The organism is Streptomyces sp. HUAS 15-9, assembly GCF_025642155.1.
Classification (GTDB): domain Bacteria; phylum Actinomycetota; class Actinomycetes; order Streptomycetales; family Streptomycetaceae; genus Streptomyces.
Genome location: NZ_CP106798.1, coordinates 5704424 through 5726521, shown reverse-complemented (window position 1 = coordinate 5726521; position 22098 = coordinate 5704424). Strand labels below are relative to the sequence as shown.

The following is a 22098-nucleotide window of genomic DNA, read 5'->3' as shown; positions in this document are numbered from 1 at the left end:
CGTACACCGGCGGAGGTACCTCGTACGGCCCGCGCCCCGAGCGCCCCACCGTGCGCCGCCCCAGGATGGAATCATGCCGAAGCCCTTCCGGATCCGCCCCGCCGTGACCGTCGCCGTAGTGCTGTCCTCCCTGGTGGCGGGCTGTAGCAGCGGCTCCGGCGACGGGGACCTGACCGCGCAGAAACTGGACTGGAAGGACTGCCCGGCACCGTCCCCGGCGGAGGGCGGCGGCAGCTCCCCGTCGCCGCTGCCGAACGGCGGCACCTGGCAGTGCGCCACCATGAAGGCGCCCCTCGACTGGAACAACCCCAAGGGCGCCACCATCGGCCTGGCGCTGATCCGGGCGAAGGCGAGCGGCGACCCGAGCAAGCGGATCGGCTCGCTGATCTTCAACTTCGGCGGCCCCGGCGGCTCCGGCGTCACCACCCTGCCCGCCTTCGGCGAGGACTACGCCAAGCTGCGCACCCGCTACGACCTGGTGAGCTTCGACCCGCGCGGGGTCGGACGCAGCGACCCGGTCGAGTGCGAGAGCGACGCGCAGCTCGACGAGTTCTTCCAGCAGGACGCGACGCCCGACGACACGGCCGAGCGCACCCAGCTCCTGGCCCGCACCAAGCAGTTCAACGGGGCCTGCGAGAGGAACTCCAAGACGATCCTGCCGCATGTGCGCACCACGGACGCCGCCCGCGACATGGACCTCATGCGCCAGGTCCTCGGCGACGACAAACTGCACTACTTCGGTATCTCGTACGGCACCGAACTCGGCGGCGTCTACGCCCACTTGTTCCCCAAGAACGTGGGCCGGGCCGTCTTCGACGGGGTCGTCGACCCCACGCAGAACCCCGAGCAGAGCTCGCTCGGGCAGGCCCGGGGCTTCCAGCTCGCGCTCGACAACTTCGCCGAGGACTGCACGTCGAAGGTCACCGAGTGCCCGATCGGCGACACCCCGCAGGACGTCAAGGACCGCATCGCCAAGCTGCTCAGTGACCTCGACAAGAAACCGATCCCGGGTATCTTCCCGCGCCGGCTGACCCAGACCGCCGCGACCAACGGCATCGCGCAGTCCCTGTACTCCAAGGACTTCTGGGAGTACCTCACCGAGGGTCTCGAGCAGGCGTACGACGGCGACGGCAAGATCCTCATGCTGCTGTCCGACTCGATGAACGGCCGCAGCGAGAACGGCGAGTACAGCAACATCACCGCGGCGAACACCGCCATCAACTGCGCCGACGACAAGCCGCGGTACACCGCCGACTTCGTCGAGCAGAGGCTGCCGCAGTTCCGCTCCGCCTCCCCGCTGTTCGGGGACTTCCTGGCCTGGGGCATGCTCAGCTGCACCAACTGGGCGGTACCGGGCGCCGCCGACCATCCCGACGTCAGTGCGCCCGGGGCGGCGCCGATCCTCGTCGTGGGCAACACCGGCGACCCGGCGACCCCGTACGAGGGCGCGCGGAAGATGGTGGAGGCGCTCGGCAAGGGCGTCGGCGTCCAGCTGACGTACAAGGGGCAGGGGCACGGCGCGTACGACAGCAAGAACAAGTGCGTGCAGGACACGGTGAACGGCTATCTGCTGGACGGGAAGGTGCCGCCGACCGGGACCGTCTGCTCCTGAACTCTCCCGTGTTGCCAAGAGAAGTCGCAGGTCAGAGAGTTATCCACAGGCCGGCACGGGCTCGGCTTGATCCGCCTACTATGGCCTGACTGCTCCCCGCGGCTCAGGGCGGAGAGCTCGTGAGGGGGGTGCAAATGTCACGTTTCGCACGATGGACGGCCACGGTCGCAGCAGCGGTGCTGGTGGCCGGTTGCAGCGGCGGATCGTCCGGCGGAAGCGGGGACGAGGGCAAGGGCCGGTCCGATAGGCCGTCGGCGTCACCGACCGCCACGTCCGCCGCCCTGCCCGCCTCGCTCACGGCGCAGAAGCTCGCCTGGGGCGGCTGCAAGGCCACGGGAGACTCCCCGGCGCCGAACGCCGACTGGCGGTGCGCCACGCTCAAGGTGCCGCTGGACTGGGCGAAGCCGGACGGCGAGACGATCGGCCTGGCACTGATCCGTGCCAAGGCCACCGGGGACGACCGCATCGGCTCGCTGCTGTTCAACTTCGGCGGTCCGGGCGGCTCGGGCGTGTCGATGATGCCGTACTACGCGGCCACGGTCTCCAAGCTGCGCCAGCGGTATGACCTGGTGAGCTGGGACCCGCGCGGGGTCGGGGCGAGCGAGGGCATCCGCTGCCGCGGCGACCGGGAGATCCAGTCCGCCGAGGCGGTGGACGCCACCCCGGACACGCCGGCGGAGGAACAGGCCTACTTCCAGGACGCCACCGACTTCGGCAAGGGCTGCGAGAAGGCCGCCGGGAAGCTGATGGCGCATGTGTCGACGACCGACACGGCCCGCGACATGGATCTGATGCGCCAGGTCCTCGGCGACACCAAGATGCACTACTTCGGCATCTCCTACGGCACCGAACTGGGCGGTGTGTACGCCCACTTGTTCCCCAGGAACGTGGGGCGGCTGATCCTGGACGCGGTGGTCGACCCCAGCGCCGACGCGGTGGGCCACGCCGAGAACCAGGCCCGGGGCTTTCAGCGGGCCCTGGATGACTACCTCAAGTCCACGGGCCAGGACCCGAAGCAGGGCTCGCGGAAGATCGTGAACCTGCTGGACCGGATCGACGCCAAGCCGCTCCCGACGTCGTCCGGGCGCAAGCTGACACAGACTCTCGCGGTCACCGGAATCGTCCTGCCGCTGTACAGCGAGGCCAGCTGGCCGACGCTCACCAGCGCCCTGAAGGCCGCCGAGCAGGGTGACGGTTCGAAGCTACTGTCGCTCGCCGACAACTACAACGAGCGCGACTCCGCAGGGCACTACGGCACGACCACCCATGCACAACGGGTCATATCGTGCCTGGACGACAAGCAGCGGCCCACGCTGACGGAGACGAAGAAGCTGCTGCCGGAGTTCGAGAAGATCTCGCCGGTGTTCGGGGACTTCCTGGGCTGGGACACGGCCGGCTGGTGCCACGACTGGCCGGTGCCCGGGCAGTACGACACCCCGGAGGTCAGCGCGCCGGGTGCGGCGCCGATCCTGCTGGTCGGCAACACCGGGGACCCGGCGACGCCGTACGAGGGCGCCCGCAGGATGGCGGACGAGCTGGGCAAGGGTGTCGGTGTGGAGCTCACCTGGAAGGGCGAGGGACACGGGGCCTACGGCAACGGGAGCGACTGCGTCGACTCGACGGTGAACGCGTATCTGGTCGACGGGACGGTGCCCGAGGACGGCAAGGTCTGCTCGTAGCACCCGCGTCGGGCCAAGGGCCCCGGGCAGCGGAAAGGGGCCCGGCACGCGTGGTGCCGAGCCCCTCCGGGACCGGGGAAGGCGTGGGCCTAGTAGACCGGCTTGTTCGGCTCGATCTGGTTGACCCAGCCGATCACGCCGCCGCCGACGTGCACGGCGTCCGCGAAGCCCGCGGACTTCAGCACAGCGAGGACTTCCGCACTGCGGACACCCGTCTTGCAGTGCAGGACGATCTTCTTGTCCTGCGGGAGGGCCTCCAGGGCGGTGCCCGCCAGGAACTCGTTCTTCGGGATCAGCCGGGCGCCCGGGATGGACACGATCTCGTACTCGTTCGGCTCGCGGACATCGATGATGTCGATGTTCTCGCCGTCGTCGATCCACTCCTTGAGCTGCTTGGGAGTGATCGTCGAACCGGCGGCCGCCTCCTGGGCCTCCTCGGACACGACACCGCAGAAGGCCTCGTAGTCGATGAGCTCGGTGACGGTCGGGTTCTCGCCGCAGACCGCGCAGTTCGGGTCCTTGCGGACCTTCACCTGGCGGTACTGCATCTCCAGGGCGTCGTAGATCATCAGTCGGCCGACCAGCGGCTCACCGATGCCGGCGAGCAGCTTGATGGCTTCGTTGACCTGGATGGAGCCGATGGACGCGCACAGCACGCCGAGGACGCCGCCCTCGGCGCAGGAGGGAACCATGCCGGGGGGCGGGGGCTCCGGGTAGAGGCAGCGGTAGCAGGGGCCGTGCTCCGACCAGAAGACGGACGCCTGGCCGTCGAAACGGTAGATCGAGCCCCACACGTACGGCTTGTTCAGCAGCACGCAGGCGTCGTTGACCAGGTAGCGGGTCGCGAAGTTGTCCGTGCCGTCGACGATCAGGTCGTACTGGCTGAAGATGTCCATCACGTTGTCGGCCTCGAGCCGCTCCTCGTGAAGGATCACGTTCACGTACGGGTTGATGCCCTTGACCGTGTCCCGGGCGGACTCCGCCTTGGAGCGGCCGATGTCGGACTGGCTGTGGATGATCTGGCGCTGCAGGTTCGACTCGTCGACCTCGTCGAACTCCACGATGCCGAGCGTGCCCACGCCGGCCGCGGCCATGTACATCAGCGCCGGCGAACCCAGGCCGCCGGCACCCACACAGAGCACCTTGGCGTTCTTCAGCCGCTTCTGCCCGTCCATCCCGACATCGGGGATGATCAGGTGGCGGGAGTACCTGCGGACCTCGTCTACGGTGAGCTCAGAGGCTGGCTCGACCAGGGGTGGCAACGACACGGGGACTCCGTTGGTCGGTCAATCACTACAGTTGTTCTCCCTGTAACACTGCCATGGCCTTCTTCATTCCGAGACACCCGTTCCGATCCGCGAGACGATTTCGTCCCAGTAGCCGGGCATGGTCTCCCAGGGGTCGGCCCGGCCGCCACGATCGGTGCGGTCGGTGAAGTAGATCGTCGCCGCACCCTGCCAGCGGGCGATGCGCAGCGCCTCGTCGAGATGGCCGCGGGGCACGCCGTGCACGAAGTGGCAGAAGCGGTCAGGCGGGTAGTCCGTGGTCCACTCGGCCACCTGCGACCAGCGGTAGTCGGCCCAGGAGCCGGAGAAGGTCACCAACTGGTCGGCGCTCGCGGCGTAGCCCGGGTGCGGGTGGGTGCCGTGGCCGAGGACGACGTGGGCGTCGGCGCGGACCGCGCGCAGCGCCTCGACGGTGCGGCGGACCTCGGGGAACGCGGTGCGCTCACCGGGGCAGCGGTCGAGGAGGAAGCCGTCGACCCGGTACCAGTCGTGGTACCGGTGCGCGTCCGAGAGCAGGTCCGCGTGGGCGCGGGCGCCGTGGATGGTGTCGAGGTGACCGAGGACACGGACGCCGGCGTTGCGCAGCCGGCCGGCCGCCTCCAGGCAGTGCGGGTCGGGGCGCGTGCCGGGACCGCCGCCCGACACATTGAGGACGACCCAGTGCAGGGGCGTGCCCGGACGGGTGAGCTCGCCCCACTCCATGGGGGCGACCAGGGGATGCGCAAATCCGGGGATGCCGAAGCCGGTGCGGGCGAGGGTGCCCGCGGTGCCAGGTTTGGTGCTGGTCAGATGCGGCATGCCGCCTCCATCCAGATGTCGGCGAGGGACTCTTCGAGGTTGATGCGGGGCCGCCAGCCGAGCCGGTCGCGTGCGGTGCGCACGTCGGCCTGCTGCCAGCTGCCACAGCCGTCGGGGTACGGGAATGCGACCGGGGCGTGGTCGGAGTCGGCGCGCGGGTGGCCGATGGATGCCCTCAGGGGTCCGGGTGGTCCGTCGAGTTCGTGCAGGGCACCGCCGTATCCGGCGACACGGGCGAGAACGGCGGCGGCGTCGCGCAGCCGGACGGCACGGCCCGAGCCGATGTTGATGACGCCCTGCGCGGCGGAGAGCGAGGCGGCGTGCACGGCGCGGGCCACGTCGCGGACGTCGACGAAGTCGCGCTGGACGCCCAGGCCGCCGAGCTTGAGCTCACCGTCGCCGCACTGCATGGCGCGGCGCATCGCCTCGGCGAGACGGCCGAGCGGGGAGCCGGCCGGAGTGCCGGGGCCGGCGGGCGAGAACACGCGGAGGACCACGGCGTCCAGACCCGAGCCCAGGACGAGTTCGGTGGCGGCGAGCTTGCTGACGCCGTACGGACCGCCGGGGCGGGGGACGGCGTCCTCGGCCGTGGAGGAGCCGGGCTGGCTGGGGCCGTACTCGGCGCTGCAGCCGATCTGCACCAGACGGGCGCCGCAGCCGCTGCGGCGCAGGGCCTCGCAGACGGTGGCGACGGCGACGGTGTTGTGCCGGGTGAGTTCGCGGGCGCCGCCGCGGGTGGCTCCGGCGCAGTTGACGACGACGCCGGGGTGCACCGCGTCGAGGAAGCGGGTGAGTGCGCCGGGGCTGCCGCACGCGAGGTCGAAGCGGACGTCGGCGTCGTCGCCGCGGCCGAGCGCGGTGAGCTGGACGGCCGGGTCGGCGAGCAGACGGTCGGCGACGAAGCGGCCGAGGTAGCCGTTGGCTCCGATCAGCAGAACCCTCATCGTGCGGCTCCCGGGGTGTGCGTTCCGGCTGCTCCGGTGGCTCCGGGCGCTCCGGGTCGGGAGGTGGTCATCTGGTGTTCTCCTTCGAAGGGATGGCGCGGTTGCCTCCGGCGGCTGGGCAGGGCGCCTGTGGCTGGAAAAGGTCTGGGCCGCGGTGGGCGGCTCCGCCGCGAGGGGAGCTGTGGCGTGCCGGTCATCGCTGCTCTCCCGTCGGCGTGTGCGCCGAGGCGCGGGTGAGGGTGCGGGCCGCGTGGAGCAACAGGGCCAGGGCTGCCGTTCCGCAGGCGAGCGCGGGGACGCTGCCCTCGCCCCAGGTGTCCACGAGGGTCTCGATGGGGGTCGCGAGGAAGGCGCACCCGGGGAGCCGGCCGCCGAGGACCAGGGCCAGGGCCGTCGCCTCGACCGCGGCCGCGGCGGTGAGGGCGTGGGCCGGGGCGTACGGATGGTGGTGGACGGTGAGGAGGCGGGCGAGCAGGAGGAGGGCGCCCAGGGTGAGGACCTGCGGGAGAGCGGCGGGCTCGTGCAGGGCGATGCCGGACAGGGCTGCCAGGCCCGCGAGGGCGCTCAGGAACAGGGCGACCGTGCCGAGCAGCAGCGGCTGTGCGGCGGCGGTGAACTCCTCCAGGCCGCGGCTGGCCGTGAGCCTGCGGTGGACGCGTGCGGCGAAGAGATGGGCGGTCCAGGCCGCCGGGGCGCAGGCCAGGGTGAGGGCCAGGACGGGTGCGGTGGCCAGGGGCCAGGGGCCACCCGCAGCGCCGGTGGGCGGGCCGTCGGGGCCGCCGTGCAGGACAGCACGGAGCAGGCCGTCGCCGAGGAGGGCGTAGGCGAGGAGCCAGTGGGCGGACGTGCGCATGCGAGCCGGCGTGTGCCACATGTGACCGTCGGGTGGGGTGGCGAGCGGGCCGCGGCGCAGTGCCGCGCGCACGCCGAGGGTCACGGCGAGAACGCCCACGGCGGCCGCCACAAGCCGCGTTCGGCCGTGGGTGAGGTGCAGGGCGGTCACGGCCGCCGCGCTCAGCGCTCCGGGCAGCAGAGTGAGCAGGGCCCAGTCGGCGCGTGCGCGGGGCGCGGTCGCGGGGTCGGGGGGCGGGAGCGGGTCGTCGTCGCGGGGCACGCGCGCGTACATCTCCTCGGCGAGCGAGAAGACATCACGGTGGCGGAAGCGGGCGGCGGTCCGGTCGGTGACGCCGTGCGCCTCCAGCCCCGCCACGATCTCCAGCGGGTCCACCGCGCGTTCGCACAGCTCGCGGTGACGGTGCATCAGCACCTTCACCGGGTCCGCGGCGCCCCGGCGGACGGCGGGTCCACGGCTCCGGCCCGCGCCGCTCCGCCGCCCGCCGTCGCCGGCGGTTCGGCCCCGCGCGAGGAGTCCTGTGCCCGCCCGTCGCCGGGAGCGGGCTCCGGCTCCTCGCCCGCGAACCATCCCTCCGAGCGCGTGTCCCACGCGCCGGGGCTGCTCGGGGTTCCGGGGCGGTCCAGTTCACCCAGGTCGCTCATCGGGCTCCCTCCGTGGCCGTCAGGGGGGTGGCTCGCACCGGTGGGCCGGAGGCCCAGGCGGGGCCGCCGCGCGCCAGGACGCGGGACGCGGAACCGGTCCAGCGCCCGGGGAGATGGGCCTCGGCCGGGACGGCGAACGGGAGGTGTTCGCCGGTCTCGCCGAGGACGACCCGGCGGACCGGGCAGTGCGAGAGGATCTCCAGGTAAATGCCGTGAAATGCCGCGATGTTCTGCTCGACGGTGAACAGTTCGAGCGCCCGGGCACGGGCGGCGGCGCCCAGGCGCTCACGGCGCTCGGGATCGCGCAGCAGTGCCACGCACGCCTCGGCGAGCGCCCGCGGATTGCGCGGCGGCACGACGAGTCCCGTGCCGCCGATGACCTCGACGACGGCGCCGACGTCCGTGGACACCGTCGCGCGGCCGCAGAACATGGCCTCGACCAGGCTGATCGGGAAGCCCTCGACAACGCTGGACAGGACGGTCACGGCGCCGGAGGCGTACACGTCGGCGAGGGTCGGGGCGTCGGGCTCTCCGATCTCCTCGAAGGAGACCGGGTTGTCGCCGACTGCGTGCACGCCCTCTGCCTCGTCCGGGAAGAGTTGCGCGGCGAGCGCCCGGCAGTGGCCCAGGTACGCCTCGCCCTCGGCGCCGGCCGGCGCTCCGACGACGCGCAGCCGTGCCTTGGGCTCCTCCTTGCGGACCTCGGCGAAGGCATGCAGCAGGGACACCAGGTCCTTGGCGGGTTCGACCCGGCCGACCCACACCAGCGTGCCGGGTTCGGCGCGGTCGGCGGACTCGCCCACCTCGGCGAAGCGGGACGCCTCCATGCCCGGGTAGACCGTGCGGATCCTGGTGCGGTCCGCGCCGCAGTGCTCCTGCCAGCGGCGGGCGTGCGCGTTGCCCGGTGTGAGGATCGCGGCCCGGGTGTAGACCTCGGCGGCGAGCCTGCCGTGGAAGGAGGCGAGCAGCGCGCGCACGGCGGGAGCGGCCTCGGCGGAGGCCAGGTAGTGCGAGCGCAGACGCACGCCGTACTCGGTCACCAGCAGCGGTACGCCGGAGAAGTGACGGGCGAGCAGTCCGGGCAGCGCCGCCGCGCCGCCGGCGGTCGCATGGCACAGGTCGACCGAGCCGAGGCCGTCGTCCTCGTACCAGTCGAGAGACAGCGGGCGCAGGCCGCGTTCGAGGTGCGCGGCGACGGCGAGCAGATCCGGCACGCGGGCCTCGCGCGCCGTGCGCGGTGCGCCGGGTGCGCGGCAGGCGTGTTCCAGCGCGCGCAGGGCGGTTTCGGAGCGGAGCGCGCCGACCAGTCCGCCCTCGTCGCGCGCGAGTTCCGCGAGCCCGTACAACGCACTGGCGAAACGGTCCGCCTGGTCGTCCGATCCGGCACAGACCGCTGTGACGAGTTCTCCGTAGCAGTCGGCGAAGCGCCGGCGCGCGCGCCGCCCATGTACCACCCCGTCGTCCTCGGCGGTCCACAGCGGGGCCGTGCGGACCCGGCTGACCTGCGGAGGGAGCGGGATCCAGCCCTCGTCCTCCTGTTGCCGGCTACGGCTGAGCGCGTAGATGTCGAACTCGTGCTGCCCGAGCCCGCGCACGAGCCGGTCGCACCAGAGCCTGGCATCACCGCTCAGATACGGATAGCCACCCTCCGTAAGCAGTCCGATGCGCACGAGCGCACCCCCGATCTCCCGTGTGAGGAGCCGCCGTCGCGGTGGCGGCTCGCAGCGGGACGAACGTATGCGGACATGACGGTGGCGCGACGGACGGTTGTCCATCGCGCCACCAAAAGGGGTGAACGGGAGTAACTTTCCCGTGCGAGTGACGTTCGCTGGCGCTAAGAGATGGTTCGAACGCGGAACGTCACGCTCCCGCGCGCGCCACCGGCCGGTGCGCGATGCGCGAGGCGCCCGTCAACTCTTGGGGTAGGGCCAGGGGTTGGGCAGGCAGTGGATCCCGTCGTGGTCGAGGAACTTGGTCTGCTGCTGCATGACCGGGGCCAGCTCGCCGTTCCTGTCGCAGCTCACATGGCCGTGGCCCAGCCGGTGGCCGACCTCGTGATTGATGAGCATCTGCCGGTAGGCGTGGATCTCGTCCCCGTACGTCTTGCTGCCCTGCGCCCACCGGTATGCGTTGATCATCACGCGCTCGGTGGAGGCGGAGTCGCACGACACGTTGTCCTCCGTCGTGTCGAGACCGGACTTGGCGCACCACTGCGCGGTGGTGCCGGGGCTGGCCAGTGTGATCACGAAGTCGGGCTTGCCGGAGTCGACGCGCTCGAAGGTACGGGCGCCGCCGTGGGCCCAACTGCGGTTGTCGTTGAGCGTCTTCTGCACGGCCTGGGCGAAGAGTTCGCCATCCAGGCCGAGCCCCTGCTCCACGTCCACGCGGTAGGTGTACTTCTGGCCCTTGCCGGGCGCCTTGGCAACGCCGGGTACGGTCTCGAACTTCCCCGAGGCCTTGAGCGTGGCCCGGAGCGGGTACTTCTTGTCCATCTTCTGCTCGTACGTCAGCGGCGCCACGCTCGGCGCGGCGGACGGGGTGGTCCGGCCGTGGCCGCGCGAGGTGGAGTCCTGGTCGGCGCGGGCCTGGTCGGTGGCCGACTGCGACCGTACGTCGGCGCCGTCGCGGCCGTCGGCGACCTGGCCGGCCGCGATCACCGCGAGCACGGTGGTGACGGCGGCGGCCGCGATGCCGGTGAACGCCCGGCCCTTGGTGCTCTTCGTCTCCCCGGACGGGGCCGCCGGGGGCGCGCTGTCGTCCGCGTCGGGCTCGGGGGCCGTCGGGGCGCTGTCGGGGGTGGGCGACTCGGTGCGCTGGGCGCCGATGCCGGCTCCGGGCCGGGGTGTGAAGACGTCGTCGTCCTCGTCGAAGGCGTCGAGATAGTCCTGCCGCGGCCCGCCCGGCATCGCCTGCCGCTGCCGAGGTATGGCCACACCGGGCCCCACCGCCCCGGCTCCGGGCGCACCACCGCGCCCCCTCAGCTCACCCCAGCCACCACCGGCCTCACGCTGCTCGGGGTGCCCACCGCGCGACGGTGGCGTGCCGTCTGGGAAACGAGGCGTGCCATGAGCGGGCGTGCCGTCGGGGAACCGGGGGGTGCCATGAGCGGGCGTGCCGTCCGGGAAACGCGGCACCCCGCGCGCGGGAGTCCCGTCGGGCAGACGCGGCACCCCACGAGCGGGCATGCCGTCAGGAACAGGCGGCACCCCACGAGCAGGCGACCCGCCGTCGAATCCCGTCCCCCCGCCCGTCGGTGCCTGTCGCTGCCCGGGGAGCGGTACTTGACCGGCCCCCGGACCGGGCGCACCCGGCCGCCCCTCGGTCCCGGCGGAGCCTCGTGCCCCCCGCCTTCCCCCCATGTCCGCGGCATCGCCCTTGGCGGAGGATCCGCGGCGGCTGTGGCGTCCCACGTCGGCTCTCAGCTCCCCGCACCCGCGTCGACCGCACCGGAACCGCCGTCGGCGGCCGCCGGCACCGACTCCCCCAGATCCGCGAGGAGTTCACGGAACGCCGCGGCCACCGTCTCCGGGTACTCCATCATCGCGACGTGCCCGGCGCCGGGCAGGGAGAGCAGGCGGGAGTCGCGGAAGGCGCGGGCCGCCCGCTGGGCCATGCGGTAGCCGACGAGCTGGTCGCGGCCGCCGTAGATCAGGAGGGTCGGGGCCAGGACGCGCTCGGCCTGGCGCCACAGCCCGTGCTGTCCGCCCAGCGTGTACGCGTTGACCAGCCCGCGCGCGGAGCGCGCCATCGCGTCCCAGAAGTACGGCAGTTGCAGCCGCCGCTCCAGTTCGTCCACGGCGTGTCTGAACGCCTCGGGCGTCACCCGCCCCGGGTCGCCGTAGCACAGCCCCAGGACTCCGCGGACCCGCTGCTCGGCCGTCCACTCCTTGGTGAGCCGGGTGAACAGCGCGGCCACGCCGGGCACGCCCAGCAGCGCCGTCGGCACCGCGGTCCGCTGCACCCGCAGTTCGGGCAGTGCGGGCGAGACGAGCGTGAGCGTGCGTACGAGATCGGGACGCACGGCGGAGACGCGCGTGGCGACGGCACCGCCGAGCGAGTTCCCGAAGAGGTGGACCGGGCCGTGTCCGGTCGCGTCGAGATAGCGGATCACCGCGCGTGCGTGTCCCGTGATGGAGTAGTCGCCGTCGTCGGGCGGCGGGGAGTCGCCGAAGCCCGGCAGGTCGACCGCCTCGCCGGCGACGACACCGTCCAGCCCCTCCATGAGCGACGACCAGTTCTGCGAGGAACCGCCGAGCCCGTGGACGTACAGCGCGGGCGGCAGTCCCTCGCGCGCGGGTGGTCTCGACCGGACGGACAGGGTGACACCGGGAAGTGTCACCGAACCGAGTCGCTCGCCCTCCGCGACCCTGACACGCGCCGCCTTCGGGAGCACGCTGGTGGCCGGCACGAAGGGCAGCTCGGTCGAAGACATGCGGCAATGTTACGAGACGATCACGCAGTGGATCGTGTGTTCGCGCTCACAGAACAAGCCTGAATCGCATAGCGTCCGAATCGGGTGTCTCCTACGCTCTTAAAGAGGGCACCCGCTTGTCGCCCCTGATTTCTCCCAGGGACAACATTCCACGGAAGGGAGCCCACCATGGCCCTTGACCCCACCGATCCGGACGTCTTCGAGGAACTCGCCGACGAGGAGGCCCCGGAGATCGACGTCGAGGCGCCCGAGAACGACGCCGCGGAACAGCACGCGGACCTCGCACCGGACCGCGACGACCCCCTGGAGAACGTCGACCCGGCCGTCGCGAACGAGGCGGATCTCCTCGAACAGAGGCGGGTCGTGTCCCTCGACGAGGACGATTACCGCTGACACCGACGAGGACACGGGGAGTGACCTGCCCCGTTTGATGCCCTTCGATGGGCTTTCGCCGCCGTCCAGTACGTGAAATTCTGCGCTCGCACCGCGCACACCACGGTTACCGAAAAGTACGATGGCCGCGCGGCGCACACCGCATGTGGACGACTTTGGGAGGCGGCGTGACAGCCATCGAGCAGACAGAGGCGGCACGCCCGCGGGGCACTCGCCTTCCGCGCCGTGCCCGACGGAACCAGCTGCTGGGCGCCGCCCAGGAAGTCTTCGTGGCGCAGGGCTACCACGCTGCCGCGATGGACGACATCGCCGAGCGCGCCGGCGTCAGCAAGCCGGTGCTCTACCAGCACTTCCCGGGCAAGCTCGACCTCTACCTGGCGCTGCTGGACCAGCACTGCGAGTCCCTGATCCAGGCCGTACGGGGCGCACTGGGGTCGACGACCGACAACAAGCAGCGCGTACGGGCGACGATGGACGCCTACTTCGCCTACGTCGAGGACGACGGCGGGGCGTTCCGCCTGGTCTTCGAGTCCGACCTGACGAACGAGCCCGCGGTGCGCGAGCGGGTCGACAAGGTGACCATCGAATGCGCCGAGGCGATCTGCGACGTCATCGCGGAGGACACCGGCCTGTCGCGCGCCGAGTCGATGCTGCTGGCCTCCGGCCTCGGCGGCCTCGCCCAGGTGGTCGCGCGCTCCTGGCTGCACAGCGACCGCACCGTCCCGCGCGACCAGGCGGTGCAGCTGCTGGCCTCGCTGGCCTGGCGAGGCATCGCCGGCTTCCCGCTGCACGGGCTGGAACAGAACCACTGACCGGACAGAGCCGTCGGGGTTCGAGGGCACGCCGGCCGGGATCATTCCCGGCCGCTGTTCGCTCCTGGCGTTCTTGCGCGCAGCGTGCAGGTCCCCTCACCGGGCTAATGTGTGCTGGGTACGGCGCGGAAGGTCGCGCACTTCACTGACCGTCGGAGGGACATAGCCGTGGAGGTCAAGATCGGCGTGCAGCACGCGCCCCGCGAGATCGTTCTGGAGAGCGGTCAGAGCACGGAGGAAATCGAGCGCGTGGTGTCCGAGGCCCTGGCCGGAAAGACACAGCTGCTCAGCCTCGAGGACGAGCGCGGCCGCAAGGTCCTGGTACCGGCGGACCGCCTGGCGTACGTCGAGCTCGGTGAGCCGACGGTCCGCAAGGTGGGCTTCAGCGCGCTGTAGTCACAGCTGAGGGAAGGGGCCCGACGGCGTACAGCCCTCGGGCCCCTTTCCGTGTGGACTCCCGCGGGGAGCATGTGACCACCCGCGGAAAGCCTCTGATCTGCCGCGGCAAGCGTGTGACCACCCACGGAAAGCCTCTGATCTGCCGCGGCAAGCGTGTGACCACCCACGTGGAAGCATGTGAAATCTGGCGCGGAAGAGCCCCACATGCGGAGCACAAGTCACCCACAGGGGAGGATTGCATTCCGCAGGTCACGGGTATGACGGGCTACGACCGTGAAGCGCAGACCGGCCGCGTGGGAGGGACCCGTAATGATCCTGGAAGCTCTCGGCTCCGCCCTGCTCGGCGCGGTCCTCGCGTGGGCGGCGGTCCGCCGTCTGCCCCACCGGCTGCCCGCCCCTCCCCTGGTGTTCTGCACGGGCGTGGCCGGAGCCCTTTTCGGTGACTTCGTCACCCACAGCGCGCTGGGTCCCGGCACGGTCCTGCTGAGCCTCCTCGGCGCGGGGGTCGTCTCCGCGGCCTCGCTGTCGCTGCTGCTGCGCCCGGCCGGGAGACTCCGGCGACGATCAGCCCCGGCGTAGGACCCGACCGACGCCGTCCGCAAAAGCACCCCGCCCCCGGGGCGCGGGAACCGCACGCCCGGCCCCGGCCCCTCGGCAAAGCGGCTACGCCGCCAGTCCCAGCGCCGCCATCCGCTTGGTGTGCGCCTCGGTGATACGGGAGAACATCCTGCCGACCTCGGCGAGGTCGAAGCCGTCCGCGACGCCGCCGACGAGCATCGTGGACAGCGCGTCCCGGTCGGCGACGACCCGCTGGGACTGCGAGAGCGCCTCGCCCATGAGACGCCGTGCCCACAGAGCGAGACGGCCGCCCACACGCGGGTCGGCGTCGATCGCGGCGCGCACCTTCTCGACGGCGAAGCCGGCATGTCCCGTGTCGTCCAGGACGCCCAGGACGAGCTCGCGCGTGTCGGAGTCGAGGCGGGCCGCGACCTCCCGGTAGAAGTCGCTGGCGATCGAGTCGCCCACATAGGCCTTGACCAGGCCCTCGAGCCAGTCCGAGGGCGCCGTCTGCTTGTGGAAGCCGTCGAGGGCGGCGACGAAGGGCTCCATCGCCCGGGTGGGCTCCTCGCCGATCTCGGTGAGCCGGTCCCGCAGCTGCTCGAAGTGGTGGAACTCGGCCGAGGCCATCTTGGCCAGCTCCGCCTTGTCCGTCAGCGTGGGCGCCAGCTTGGCGTCCTCCGCGAGCCGCTCGAACGCCGCCAGCTCTCCGTACGCGAGTGCGCCGAGCAGGTCCACGACCGCGGCGCGGTACTGCGGGTCGGCGGAGGCCTTCGCCCAGTCCTGGGCGGCGACTCCTGTTGCTTCGGGCGCTGCTTCCTCGGGGGCGTTGTCAGGCTTGTCAGAGCTCGTCATGTAGCGCACAATAGCCCGCCCGTCGCCCGCCGGAAGCCCCTGGTCAACCACTGTGACGACGACTACGTGACCAAATCGGCCATCGCGTGTGCGCGATTCCGGGGTATGGTGGTAATGCGCCTGCTGGTACGTCGTCGTACCTCGACAGGCCGCACGTATGAGGATGCCCGGTCGGTGGCCCGATCGGCTCCGACCCGACAGACCTCCTGGCCGTACGGCACTGTGCGTACGACAACCGGAGGGACACCCTCAGCGGTACGAGCGCTAGAGCGTCGGCAGTGGTCCCGTGCCATACGGCTTGCCCGAGTGGTTTGCCCGTAAGGCAGCCGACGTCCCCGGCACGGTCCGTCAAAGACCCCCCGCGCTCGCCTCGCGCCGCGACTCACAGAAGAGGCAGCACCCTGACTACGACGTTCCGAGAACTCGGGATCCTTCCCGAGACCGCCGAGGCCCTGGAAGCCGTCGGCATCATCACTCCCTTCCCCATCCAGGAGATGACGCTCCCCGTCGCCCTCTCGGGCACGGACGTCATCGGCCAGGCCAAGACCGGCACCGGCAAGACGCTGGGCTTCGGCCTCCCGCTCCTCGAGCGCGTGACCGTCCCCGCCGACGTGGAGGCCGGACGCGCCGCCCCCGAATCCCTCACCGACGCCCCGCAGGCGCTCGTCGTCGTCCCCACGCGCGAGCTGTGCACGCAGGTCACCAACGACCTGCTGACCGCGGGCAAGGTGCGCAATGTGCGCGTCACCGCGATCTACGGCGGCCGGGCCTACGAGCCCCAGGTCGAGGCCCTGCGCAAGGGCGTCGATGTGGTCGTCGGCACCCCGGGCCGGCTTCTGGACCTCGCGGGCCAGAAGAAGCTCGACCTGAGCCACGTCAAGTGCCTGGTCCTCGACGAGGCCGACGAGATGCTCGACCTGGGCTTCCTGCCCGACGTCGAGAAGATCATCAACATGCTTCCGGCCAAGCGCCAGACCATGCTGTTCTCGGCGACCATGCCGGGCGCGGTCATCGGCCTCGCGCGCCGGTACATGTCGCAGCCCACCCACATCCGCGCCACCGCGCCGGACGACGAGGGCGCGACCGTCGCGAACATCAAGCAGTTCGTCTACCGCGCGCACTCCATGGACAAGCCGGAGATGATCGCCCGCATACTGCAGGCCGACGGCCGCGGACTGGCGATGATCTTCTGCCGCACCAAGCGCACGGCCGCCGACATCGCCGAGCAGCTCCAGCGCCGTGGCTTCGCTTCCGGCGCGGTCCACGGCGACCTCGGCCAGGGCGCACGCGAGCAGGCGCTGCGCGCCTTCCGCAACGGCAAGGTGGACGTCCTCGTCTGTACCGATGTCGCCGCGCGCGGCATCGACGTCGAGGGCGTGACGCACGTCATCAACTACCAGTCCCCCGAGGACGAGAAGACCTACCTGCACCGTGTCGGCCGTACGGGCCGCGCGGGCGCGAAGGGTACGGCGATCACGTTCGTCGACTGGGACGACATCCCGCGCTGGCAGCTCATCAACAAGGCGCTGGAGCTGGGCTTCAACGACCCGGTGGAGACGTACTCCACCTCCCCGCACTTCTTCGAGGACCTCGGCATCCCCGCGGGCACCAAGGGTGTTCTGCCTCGATCGGAGCGCACGCGCGCCGGTCTGGAGGCGGAGGAGGTGGAGGACCTGGGCGAGACCGGTGGCCGCGGTGCGCGCGGTCGCGGTGGCCGCGGTGGTCGCGGCGAGGACCGTTCCGCCGAGCGTGAGCGTCCGGCGCGTACGCCGCGTCGACGCCGCCGTACGCGCGGCGGAGCGGACACGGACACCACGGCCGGTACGACGCCGGTCGACTCCGCGTCGCCGGCTGCCGAGGCCGTCGCGGCACAGGAGCCGACGTCCACCCGGACCCCGCGCCGCCGTCGCCGCACCCGCGGCGGGGCGTCCGCGGAGCCGGTGGCCGCGGCCGCCGAGCCGACGGTGACCGAGGCCGCCGAGGCCGCGGTGACCACGGCGGAGGGCCCTGCCGCGCTCGAGACCCCGGACAAGCCGCGCCGCCGCCGTACCCGCAAGTCGGCGGAGCAGCCGGTGACGCCGGCCGAGAGCACGGCCGAGGTCGCCACCGAGCCCGAGGCGCCGGTGGCCACGGCCCCGTCGAGGCGCCGGAGGCGAAGCCGCGCCGCCGCACCCGTAAGACCGCGGAGCCTGCGGCCGCCGCCGAGACCGCGGTCGACACGGCCGAGGTCGTCGAGGCCAAGCCGCGCCGCACCCGCAAGGCCACCGCGGCCGCCGTGGAAGCGCCGGAGGCCGCCGAGGCAGTCGAGGCCGCGCCGCGCCGTCGTACGCGCAAGGCGGCCGAGGTCGCGGTCGACACGGCCGAGGCCACCGAGGCGAAGCCCGCCGCACGCGGAAGGCCGCGGCCGCCCCCGAGGCGACCGCGGAGTCCGCGGAGGTGACGGAGTCCAAGCCGCGCCGCACCCGCAAGGCCGCAGCGGCCGTGGACACGGCCGAGGGCACGGAGGCCAAGCCGCGCCGGACCCGCAAGGCCACCGCCACCGCCGAAACCGCCGTCGACACGGCCGAAGGCACCGAGGCCAAGCCCCGCCGCACCCGCAAGGCCACCGCGGCCGCCGTGGAAGCGCCGGAGGCCGCCGAGGCCAAGCCGCGTCGCGCCCGCAAGGCCACCGCAGCCGTGGACGTGGTCGACGGTGTGGAGGCCGAGCCCGCCGTGCGCCGGACCCGCAAGGCCGCCGCCGCGGTGAGCACCGGAATTCCGGCGCAGGCCACCGAGGAGCCGGCGGCCAAGCCGCGCCGCACCCGCAAGGCCGCCACCTCCGTCGAAGCCGCCGCCGAAGCCACCGGCGACCCGGCCGAGGCGAAGCCCAGGGCCCGTCGGACCCGTAAGGCCGCGGCGGCCGTGGAGGCCCCGGAAGCCTGATCCGGCGACCCGGATAGCGCCCCGAGAAACACCCTGACGGCCCGGCCCACCTCGTGTGGGACCGGGCCGTCGGCGTCCCTGCCCCACCGCGGCGGGTGGGCGCCCGATAGCCTCTGCTCATGAGCAGGCCTCCCACGTTCGTCCCGCCCCCCGGCGCCCGCGCATACTCCCTGCGTACCGCGCGAGGTGAGTTCGCCGTCGTCGACGCTCCCGTGGCCGCCGGTGTCGAGCCCCGGGGAGTCGCGCTGCTGCTGCCCGGCTTCACCGGAAGCAAGGAGGACTTCAACCCGCTGCATGTGCCGCTGGCCGAGCGCGGGTACCGTACCGTCGCCGTCGACGGGCGCGGACAGTACGAGTCCGACGGCCCGGAGCACGACGAATCGGCCTACGCGCAGGAGGAGTTGGCGCGCGACGTGCTGGCCCAGGCGGAGGCGCTCGGGACACCCGTGCATCTGCTGGGGCACTCCCTCGGCGGGCAGATCTCGCGTGCCGCCGTGCTCATCGACCACACCCCCTTTCTGTCGCTCACCCTGATGGCCTCCGGCCCGGCCCAGATCTCCGTCTCCCAGCAGCAGCGCGTGAAGCTGCTGCGCGACGCCCTCGCCGTGATGTCGATGGCCGAAGTGTGGGACGCGATACGGGCGATGGAGGCGCCGGAGGAGACCGAGACCGGCGAGCTCGACGAGGGCCTCGACGACCGGGAGGACCTGCGGCACCGCTGGCTGGGCAACAAGCCCGCCGAACTCCTCGCCACCGGACGCCAGTTGTGCGTCGAGCCGGACCGCGTCGCCGAACTCGCCGCCGTACCACTGCCGTTCCACGTCCTGTCGGGGGCGCTCGACGACACCTGGCCGGTGACGCTCCTCGACGAGATGGCCGTACGGCTCAGGGCCCGGCGGACGGTCGTCGAGGGCGCGGAGCACTCGCCCAACACCGACCAGCCGCTCGCCACCGCCCGCGCAATCGCCGGCTTCTGGGACCGGGTCACGCATCAGGGCCGGTAGGACGGCTAGTACTGCGTCCGCAGATGCTCCCAGAAGCCGTCCCGCAGGGCGCGGCGCAGGTCCGCCTGGCCGCGCAGGGAGTACTGGAGCAGGCCCTCGGCCTCGACCAGGAGGTCCTGGTCGACGGAGCCGGGCAGGTAGGGGTGGCCCGGCAGCAGCTCGACGAGGGCCTCGCGGCCGCGGGCGGACAGCCACTTGGCGGCGATCTGGGCGCCGACGAAGCGGACGTCCTCGCGGGTCGGCCGGTTGGCCGTGGCCTCGTACGCGGGTGCGGTGCGCCGGGAGACGTACGGCTTGAAGAACTCGAGGTCGAAGGTGCGCTGGCTGTCGACCTCCCAGAGCAGGGGCTCCGCCTGGTTGCGGCCCTCGGGGGCCTCGATGCCCCACAGGTGGACGCGGGCGCCGTACCCCTGCGCGGCCTCCACCGCCGACACCAGGTCCTCGTCGCCGCCGATGAGCGCCGCGTCGCTGATGGCGCGGTGGCGGGCGAGTGACTCCAGGTCGGTACGGATCAGCGAGTCGACGCCCTTCTGCTGGTTGTTGGCGTTGAGGTTGCCGAGGCGGACCTTGACGTCCGGGAGTTCGGCGATGCACTGCTGCTCGGCCGTGTGGATACGGCGCCGGGCACCGTCGTACCAGTAGACCCGCAGCAGCCTGCTGTCCGCGAAGATCGTGCGGGCGCGGTCGATGAGCGCCTCGATCAGGCCCTCGGCGTCGAGGTCGAAGGCGCGTCGGTCCTCGGTCCCGGCCACCAGCCGGCCCGCGGCCGCGTACAGATACCCCGCGTCGACGAAGATCGCATGGGTCGAGGGCGTCTTCGCCACTTCGGCGAGCATGCGCTGCAGCAGCTCGTTCGTGCGCTCGATGCGGGCCTGCAGGGCCGCGAGGTCGTCGTTCATCGTCTCCATTGTCCCGGCGGTCACGCTGCGAACACAACCGGTCCCGGTCAGTCTCGCGGCAACCTCTTACCGCTCAGTAATTAGGCGTTCGAAAAATTTCTTTAGCGTAGGGAATGTTTGTAACACGCAGCCCGTTGACTATGACGGAACAGCAAGACGAAGGGAGAGGCCATGCGCTTCGAAATCATGCGACTCGACGAGGTCGACGGGACGACCGTGGACAGCACCGTCGTGGATGCCGCCTCCGTCAACCGGATCGTCCAGCAGGCCGCCGCGATCGGCCAGCGCCTGTGGATCCGACCGGCCGAGACCACGGCCTCGTAACAGACGCGGATCACCGCTGAAGCTTCAGAGCCCCCGTACGGCACCGACGCCGTACGGGGGCTCTGCGCATGCGTGAGTTCCGGAAACCCGGGGTCACGTGCCGAACGCGGGGCTCACGCGCCCTTGATCACCTGCGTGACCCCGTTGATGATCTGCTGCACGGCGATGGCGGAGAGCATCATGCCCGCGAGCCGTGTCACCAGGACCACGCCGCCGTCCTTGATGAGCCGGATGATCAGCAGCGAGTAGCGCATGACCAGCCACAGCACGACGTGTATCGCGAGGATCGCCGACCACACCGACACCTGCGTGGCCACGCTGTCGGCCTTCTGCACGGCCAGGATGACGGAGACGATCGCGCCCGGCCCGGCCAGCAGCGGCATGCCCAGCGGTACGAGCGCGACGTTGACGTCCTTGGTCTGCTTGGGCTCGTCCGTCTTGCCGGTGAGCAGGTCGAGCGCGATGAGCAGAAGCAGCAGCCCGCCCGCGATCATCAGCGCCGGGACGGAGACATGCAGGTAGTCCAGGATCTGGTGGCCGAGCAGTCCGAAGACTGCGATCACACCGCCGGCCACGCAGACGGCCTGGAAGGCCATCCGCTTCTGCACCTTGCCGGGGCGTCCGGCGGTCAGCGCGAGGAAGATCGGGGTGATCCCGGGGGGATCCATGATGACGAAAAGGGTGAGGAAGAGGGAGCCGAAGACGGCGACGTCGAACATGGGTGAGCAAGCCTTGCGGGTGAAGAGGGCGAAGAAGGTGAAGGTGGGCCTGAGAGGGGTGGGCCTCAGGCTCCGCCGGCCCCCGGCACCGGGAACGCCCCGGTGGCCCGCCGCGTGATCTCCCCGTACACCTCGGGATCCGTCGTGTACTCGCCCAGCGCCACGGTCTTGCGGCTGCCGTGGTAGTCCGAGGACCCCGTGACCAGGAGCCCCAGCTCGGCGGCGAGCCCGCGCAGACGCGTCCGGGCGTCGGCGTCGTGGTCCATGTGGTCGACCTCGAGGCCGTCCAGACCGGCCGCGGCCATCTCCGCGATCCTTGGCTCGGGCACCGTGCGGCCGCGCTTGGCGGCGGCCGGGTGCGCGAAGACAGCCACGCCGCCCGCGCCCTTGATCAGCCGGATCGCCTCGAAGGGGTCGGTCTCGTGCTTCTCCACGAACGCCCGGCCGCCGTCGGCCAGCCAATCGGCCGTGAACGCGTCGCTCACCGTCGGTACGACACCGAGCTCGACGAGCGCGGAGGCGACATGCGGACGCCCGACGGAGCCGTTGCCGGCGATCCGCGAGACCTGCTCCCAGGTGACCGGCACGCCCAGCTCGTTCAACTTGGCGATCATGCTCTTGGCCCGCGGCACCCGGTCGTCCCGGACCAGCTCGCGCTCGGCGAGCAGGGCGGGCTCCTCGGGGTCGAAGAGGTAGGCCAGCATGTGCATGGAGACGCCGTCGACACGGCAGGAGAGTTCGGCGCCGGTGACGAGGGTGAGCCCCGCCGGCACCGCGGCGAGTGCCTCGGCATGTCCGCGGGTGGTGTCGTGGTCGGTCAGCGCGACGACGTCCAGACCGGCCGCGGCGGCGTTGCGCACCAGCTCGGCCGGGGTGTCCGTGCCGTCGGAGGCCGTGGAGTGGCAGTGCAGATCGATGCGCACGACGCGGACACTCCAAGCGGTGACGGGACGGGAGGGGACACC

General features: G+C 71.8%; 20 protein-coding genes and 1 pseudogene. 9 read left to right on the top strand and 12 right to left on the bottom strand.

Translation table 11 applies throughout. The features are described from left to right. The first annotated feature begins 73 nt into the window (after positions 1-73). Positions 74-1612, top strand: a complete 1539-nt coding sequence (locus N8I87_RS26560; protein ID WP_263212315.1) for an alpha/beta hydrolase — start codon at positions 74-76, stop codon at positions 1610-1612. A 134-nt stretch (positions 1613-1746) separates the two neighbouring features. After that, positions 1747-3291, top strand: a complete 1545-nt coding sequence (locus tag N8I87_RS26555; RefSeq protein WP_263212314.1) for an alpha/beta hydrolase — start codon at positions 1747-1749, stop codon at positions 3289-3291. An 89-nt stretch (positions 3292-3380) separates the two neighbouring features. On the opposite strand, the gene moeZ is transcribed toward N8I87_RS26555, so the two are convergent. From moeZ to N8I87_RS26515, 8 genes are all read right to left on the bottom strand, one after another. Beyond that, the gene (gene moeZ / locus N8I87_RS26550; RefSeq protein WP_263212313.1) at positions 3381-4559 is read right to left on the bottom strand and encodes an adenylyltransferase/sulfurtransferase MoeZ; all 1179 of its coding nucleotides are present in this window, start codon (positions 4557-4559) and stop codon (positions 3381-3383) included. 63 nt (positions 4560-4622) lie between these two features. Further along, positions 4623-5375: a spherulation-specific family 4 protein gene (locus N8I87_RS26545; RefSeq protein WP_263212311.1), complete on the bottom strand. Its 753-nt coding sequence runs from the start codon at positions 5373-5375 to the stop codon at positions 4623-4625. Beyond that, positions 5363-6319, bottom strand: a complete 957-nt coding sequence (locus tag N8I87_RS26540) for an NAD-dependent epimerase/dehydratase family protein (RefSeq protein ID WP_263212310.1) — start codon at positions 6317-6319, stop codon at positions 5363-5365. The genes N8I87_RS26545 and N8I87_RS26540 overlap by 13 nt, the downstream gene beginning before the upstream one ends. Positions 6320-6512: 193 nt before the next feature. Then, on the bottom strand, positions 6513-7580 hold the full coding sequence (locus N8I87_RS26535) for a hypothetical protein (RefSeq protein ID WP_411577290.1): 1068 nt from the start codon (positions 7578-7580) through the stop codon (positions 6513-6515). 8 nt (positions 7581-7588) lie between these two features. Then, positions 7589-7816 (bottom strand): hypothetical protein, encoded by a 228-nt coding sequence (locus tag N8I87_RS44455; protein WP_263216991.1) that lies wholly within the window; start codon positions 7814-7816, stop codon positions 7589-7591. After that, positions 7813-9486, bottom strand: a complete 1674-nt coding sequence (locus tag N8I87_RS26525) for a DUF3492 domain-containing protein (RefSeq protein ID WP_263212309.1) — start codon at positions 9484-9486, stop codon at positions 7813-7815. The genes N8I87_RS44455 and N8I87_RS26525 overlap by 4 nt, the downstream gene beginning before the upstream one ends. 240 nt (positions 9487-9726) lie before the next feature. Beyond that, a complete protein-coding gene (locus N8I87_RS26520; protein WP_263212308.1) occupies positions 9727-11226 on the bottom strand; it encodes a DUF3152 domain-containing protein in 1500 nt (499 codons plus the stop codon). An 8-nt stretch (positions 11227-11234) separates the two neighbouring features. Then, on the bottom strand, positions 11235-12248 hold the full coding sequence (locus N8I87_RS26515) for an alpha/beta fold hydrolase (protein WP_263212307.1): 1014 nt from the start codon (positions 12246-12248) through the stop codon (positions 11235-11237). Between the two features lie 168 nt (positions 12249-12416). Here N8I87_RS26515 and N8I87_RS26510 point away from each other — a divergent pair, with 168 nt between their 5' ends. The 4 genes from N8I87_RS26510 (at position 12417) to N8I87_RS26495 (ending at position 14431) form a co-directional block, all read left to right on the top strand. Beyond that, positions 12417-12641 carry an Rv3202a family protein gene (locus N8I87_RS26510; RefSeq protein WP_263212305.1) on the top strand — a complete coding sequence of 75 codons (225 nt, stop codon included), beginning with the start codon at positions 12417-12419 and terminating at the stop codon, positions 12639-12641. A gap of 167 nt (positions 12642-12808) precedes the next feature. After that, a complete protein-coding gene (locus N8I87_RS26505) occupies positions 12809-13453 on the top strand; it encodes a TetR/AcrR family transcriptional regulator (protein ID WP_263212303.1) in 645 nt (214 codons plus the stop codon). Positions 13454-13621: 168 nt separating this feature from the next. Beyond that, a complete protein-coding gene (locus tag N8I87_RS26500; protein ID WP_263212301.1) occupies positions 13622-13849 on the top strand; it encodes a DUF3107 domain-containing protein in 228 nt (75 codons plus the stop codon). Between the two features lie 312 nt (positions 13850-14161). Beyond that, positions 14162-14431, top strand: coding sequence for a hypothetical protein (locus tag N8I87_RS26495; RefSeq protein ID WP_263212300.1), 270 nt, complete (start codon positions 14162-14164; stop codon positions 14429-14431). Positions 14432-14515: 84 nt separating this feature from the next. Here the strand turns inward: N8I87_RS26495 and N8I87_RS26490 are convergent, their stop codons facing one another. Further along, positions 14516-15265 carry a ferritin-like fold-containing protein gene (locus N8I87_RS26490; protein ID WP_411577289.1) on the bottom strand — a complete coding sequence of 250 codons (750 nt, stop codon included), beginning with the start codon at positions 15263-15265 and terminating at the stop codon, positions 14516-14518. Between the two features lie 494 nt (positions 15266-15759). Here N8I87_RS26490 and N8I87_RS26485 point away from each other — a divergent pair. Continuing rightward, positions 15760-18187 (top strand): annotated as a pseudogene (locus N8I87_RS26485) (DEAD/DEAH box helicase). A gap of 119 nt (positions 18188-18306) precedes the next feature. Next, on the top strand, positions 18307-19191 hold the full coding sequence (locus tag N8I87_RS26480) for an alpha/beta fold hydrolase (RefSeq protein ID WP_263212298.1): 885 nt from the start codon (positions 18307-18309) through the stop codon (positions 19189-19191). Positions 19192-19196: 5 nt separating this feature from the next. Here the strand turns inward: N8I87_RS26480 and N8I87_RS26475 are convergent, their stop codons facing one another. Beyond that, positions 19197-20090 carry an NYN domain-containing protein gene (locus N8I87_RS26475; protein ID WP_263212297.1) on the bottom strand — a complete coding sequence of 298 codons (894 nt, stop codon included), beginning with the start codon at positions 20088-20090 and terminating at the stop codon, positions 19197-19199. 171 nt (positions 20091-20261) lie between these two features. Here N8I87_RS26475 and N8I87_RS26470 point away from each other — a divergent pair, with 171 nt between their 5' ends. After that, positions 20262-20414, top strand: a complete 153-nt coding sequence (locus N8I87_RS26470; RefSeq protein ID WP_184968404.1) for a DUF8834 family protein — start codon at positions 20262-20264, stop codon at positions 20412-20414. A 113-nt stretch (positions 20415-20527) separates the two neighbouring features. Here the strand turns inward: N8I87_RS26470 and N8I87_RS26465 are convergent, their stop codons facing one another. Both N8I87_RS26465 and N8I87_RS26460 read right to left on the bottom strand, forming a co-directional pair. Next, positions 20528-21133, bottom strand: a complete 606-nt coding sequence (locus N8I87_RS26465; protein ID WP_263212296.1) for a MarC family protein — start codon at positions 21131-21133, stop codon at positions 20528-20530. Positions 21134-21198: 65 nt separating this feature from the next. Beyond that, positions 21199-22056 carry a PHP domain-containing protein gene (locus tag N8I87_RS26460; RefSeq protein WP_263212295.1) on the bottom strand — a complete coding sequence of 286 codons (858 nt, stop codon included), beginning with the start codon at positions 22054-22056 and terminating at the stop codon, positions 21199-21201. Positions 22057-22098: the final 42 nt, after the last annotated feature.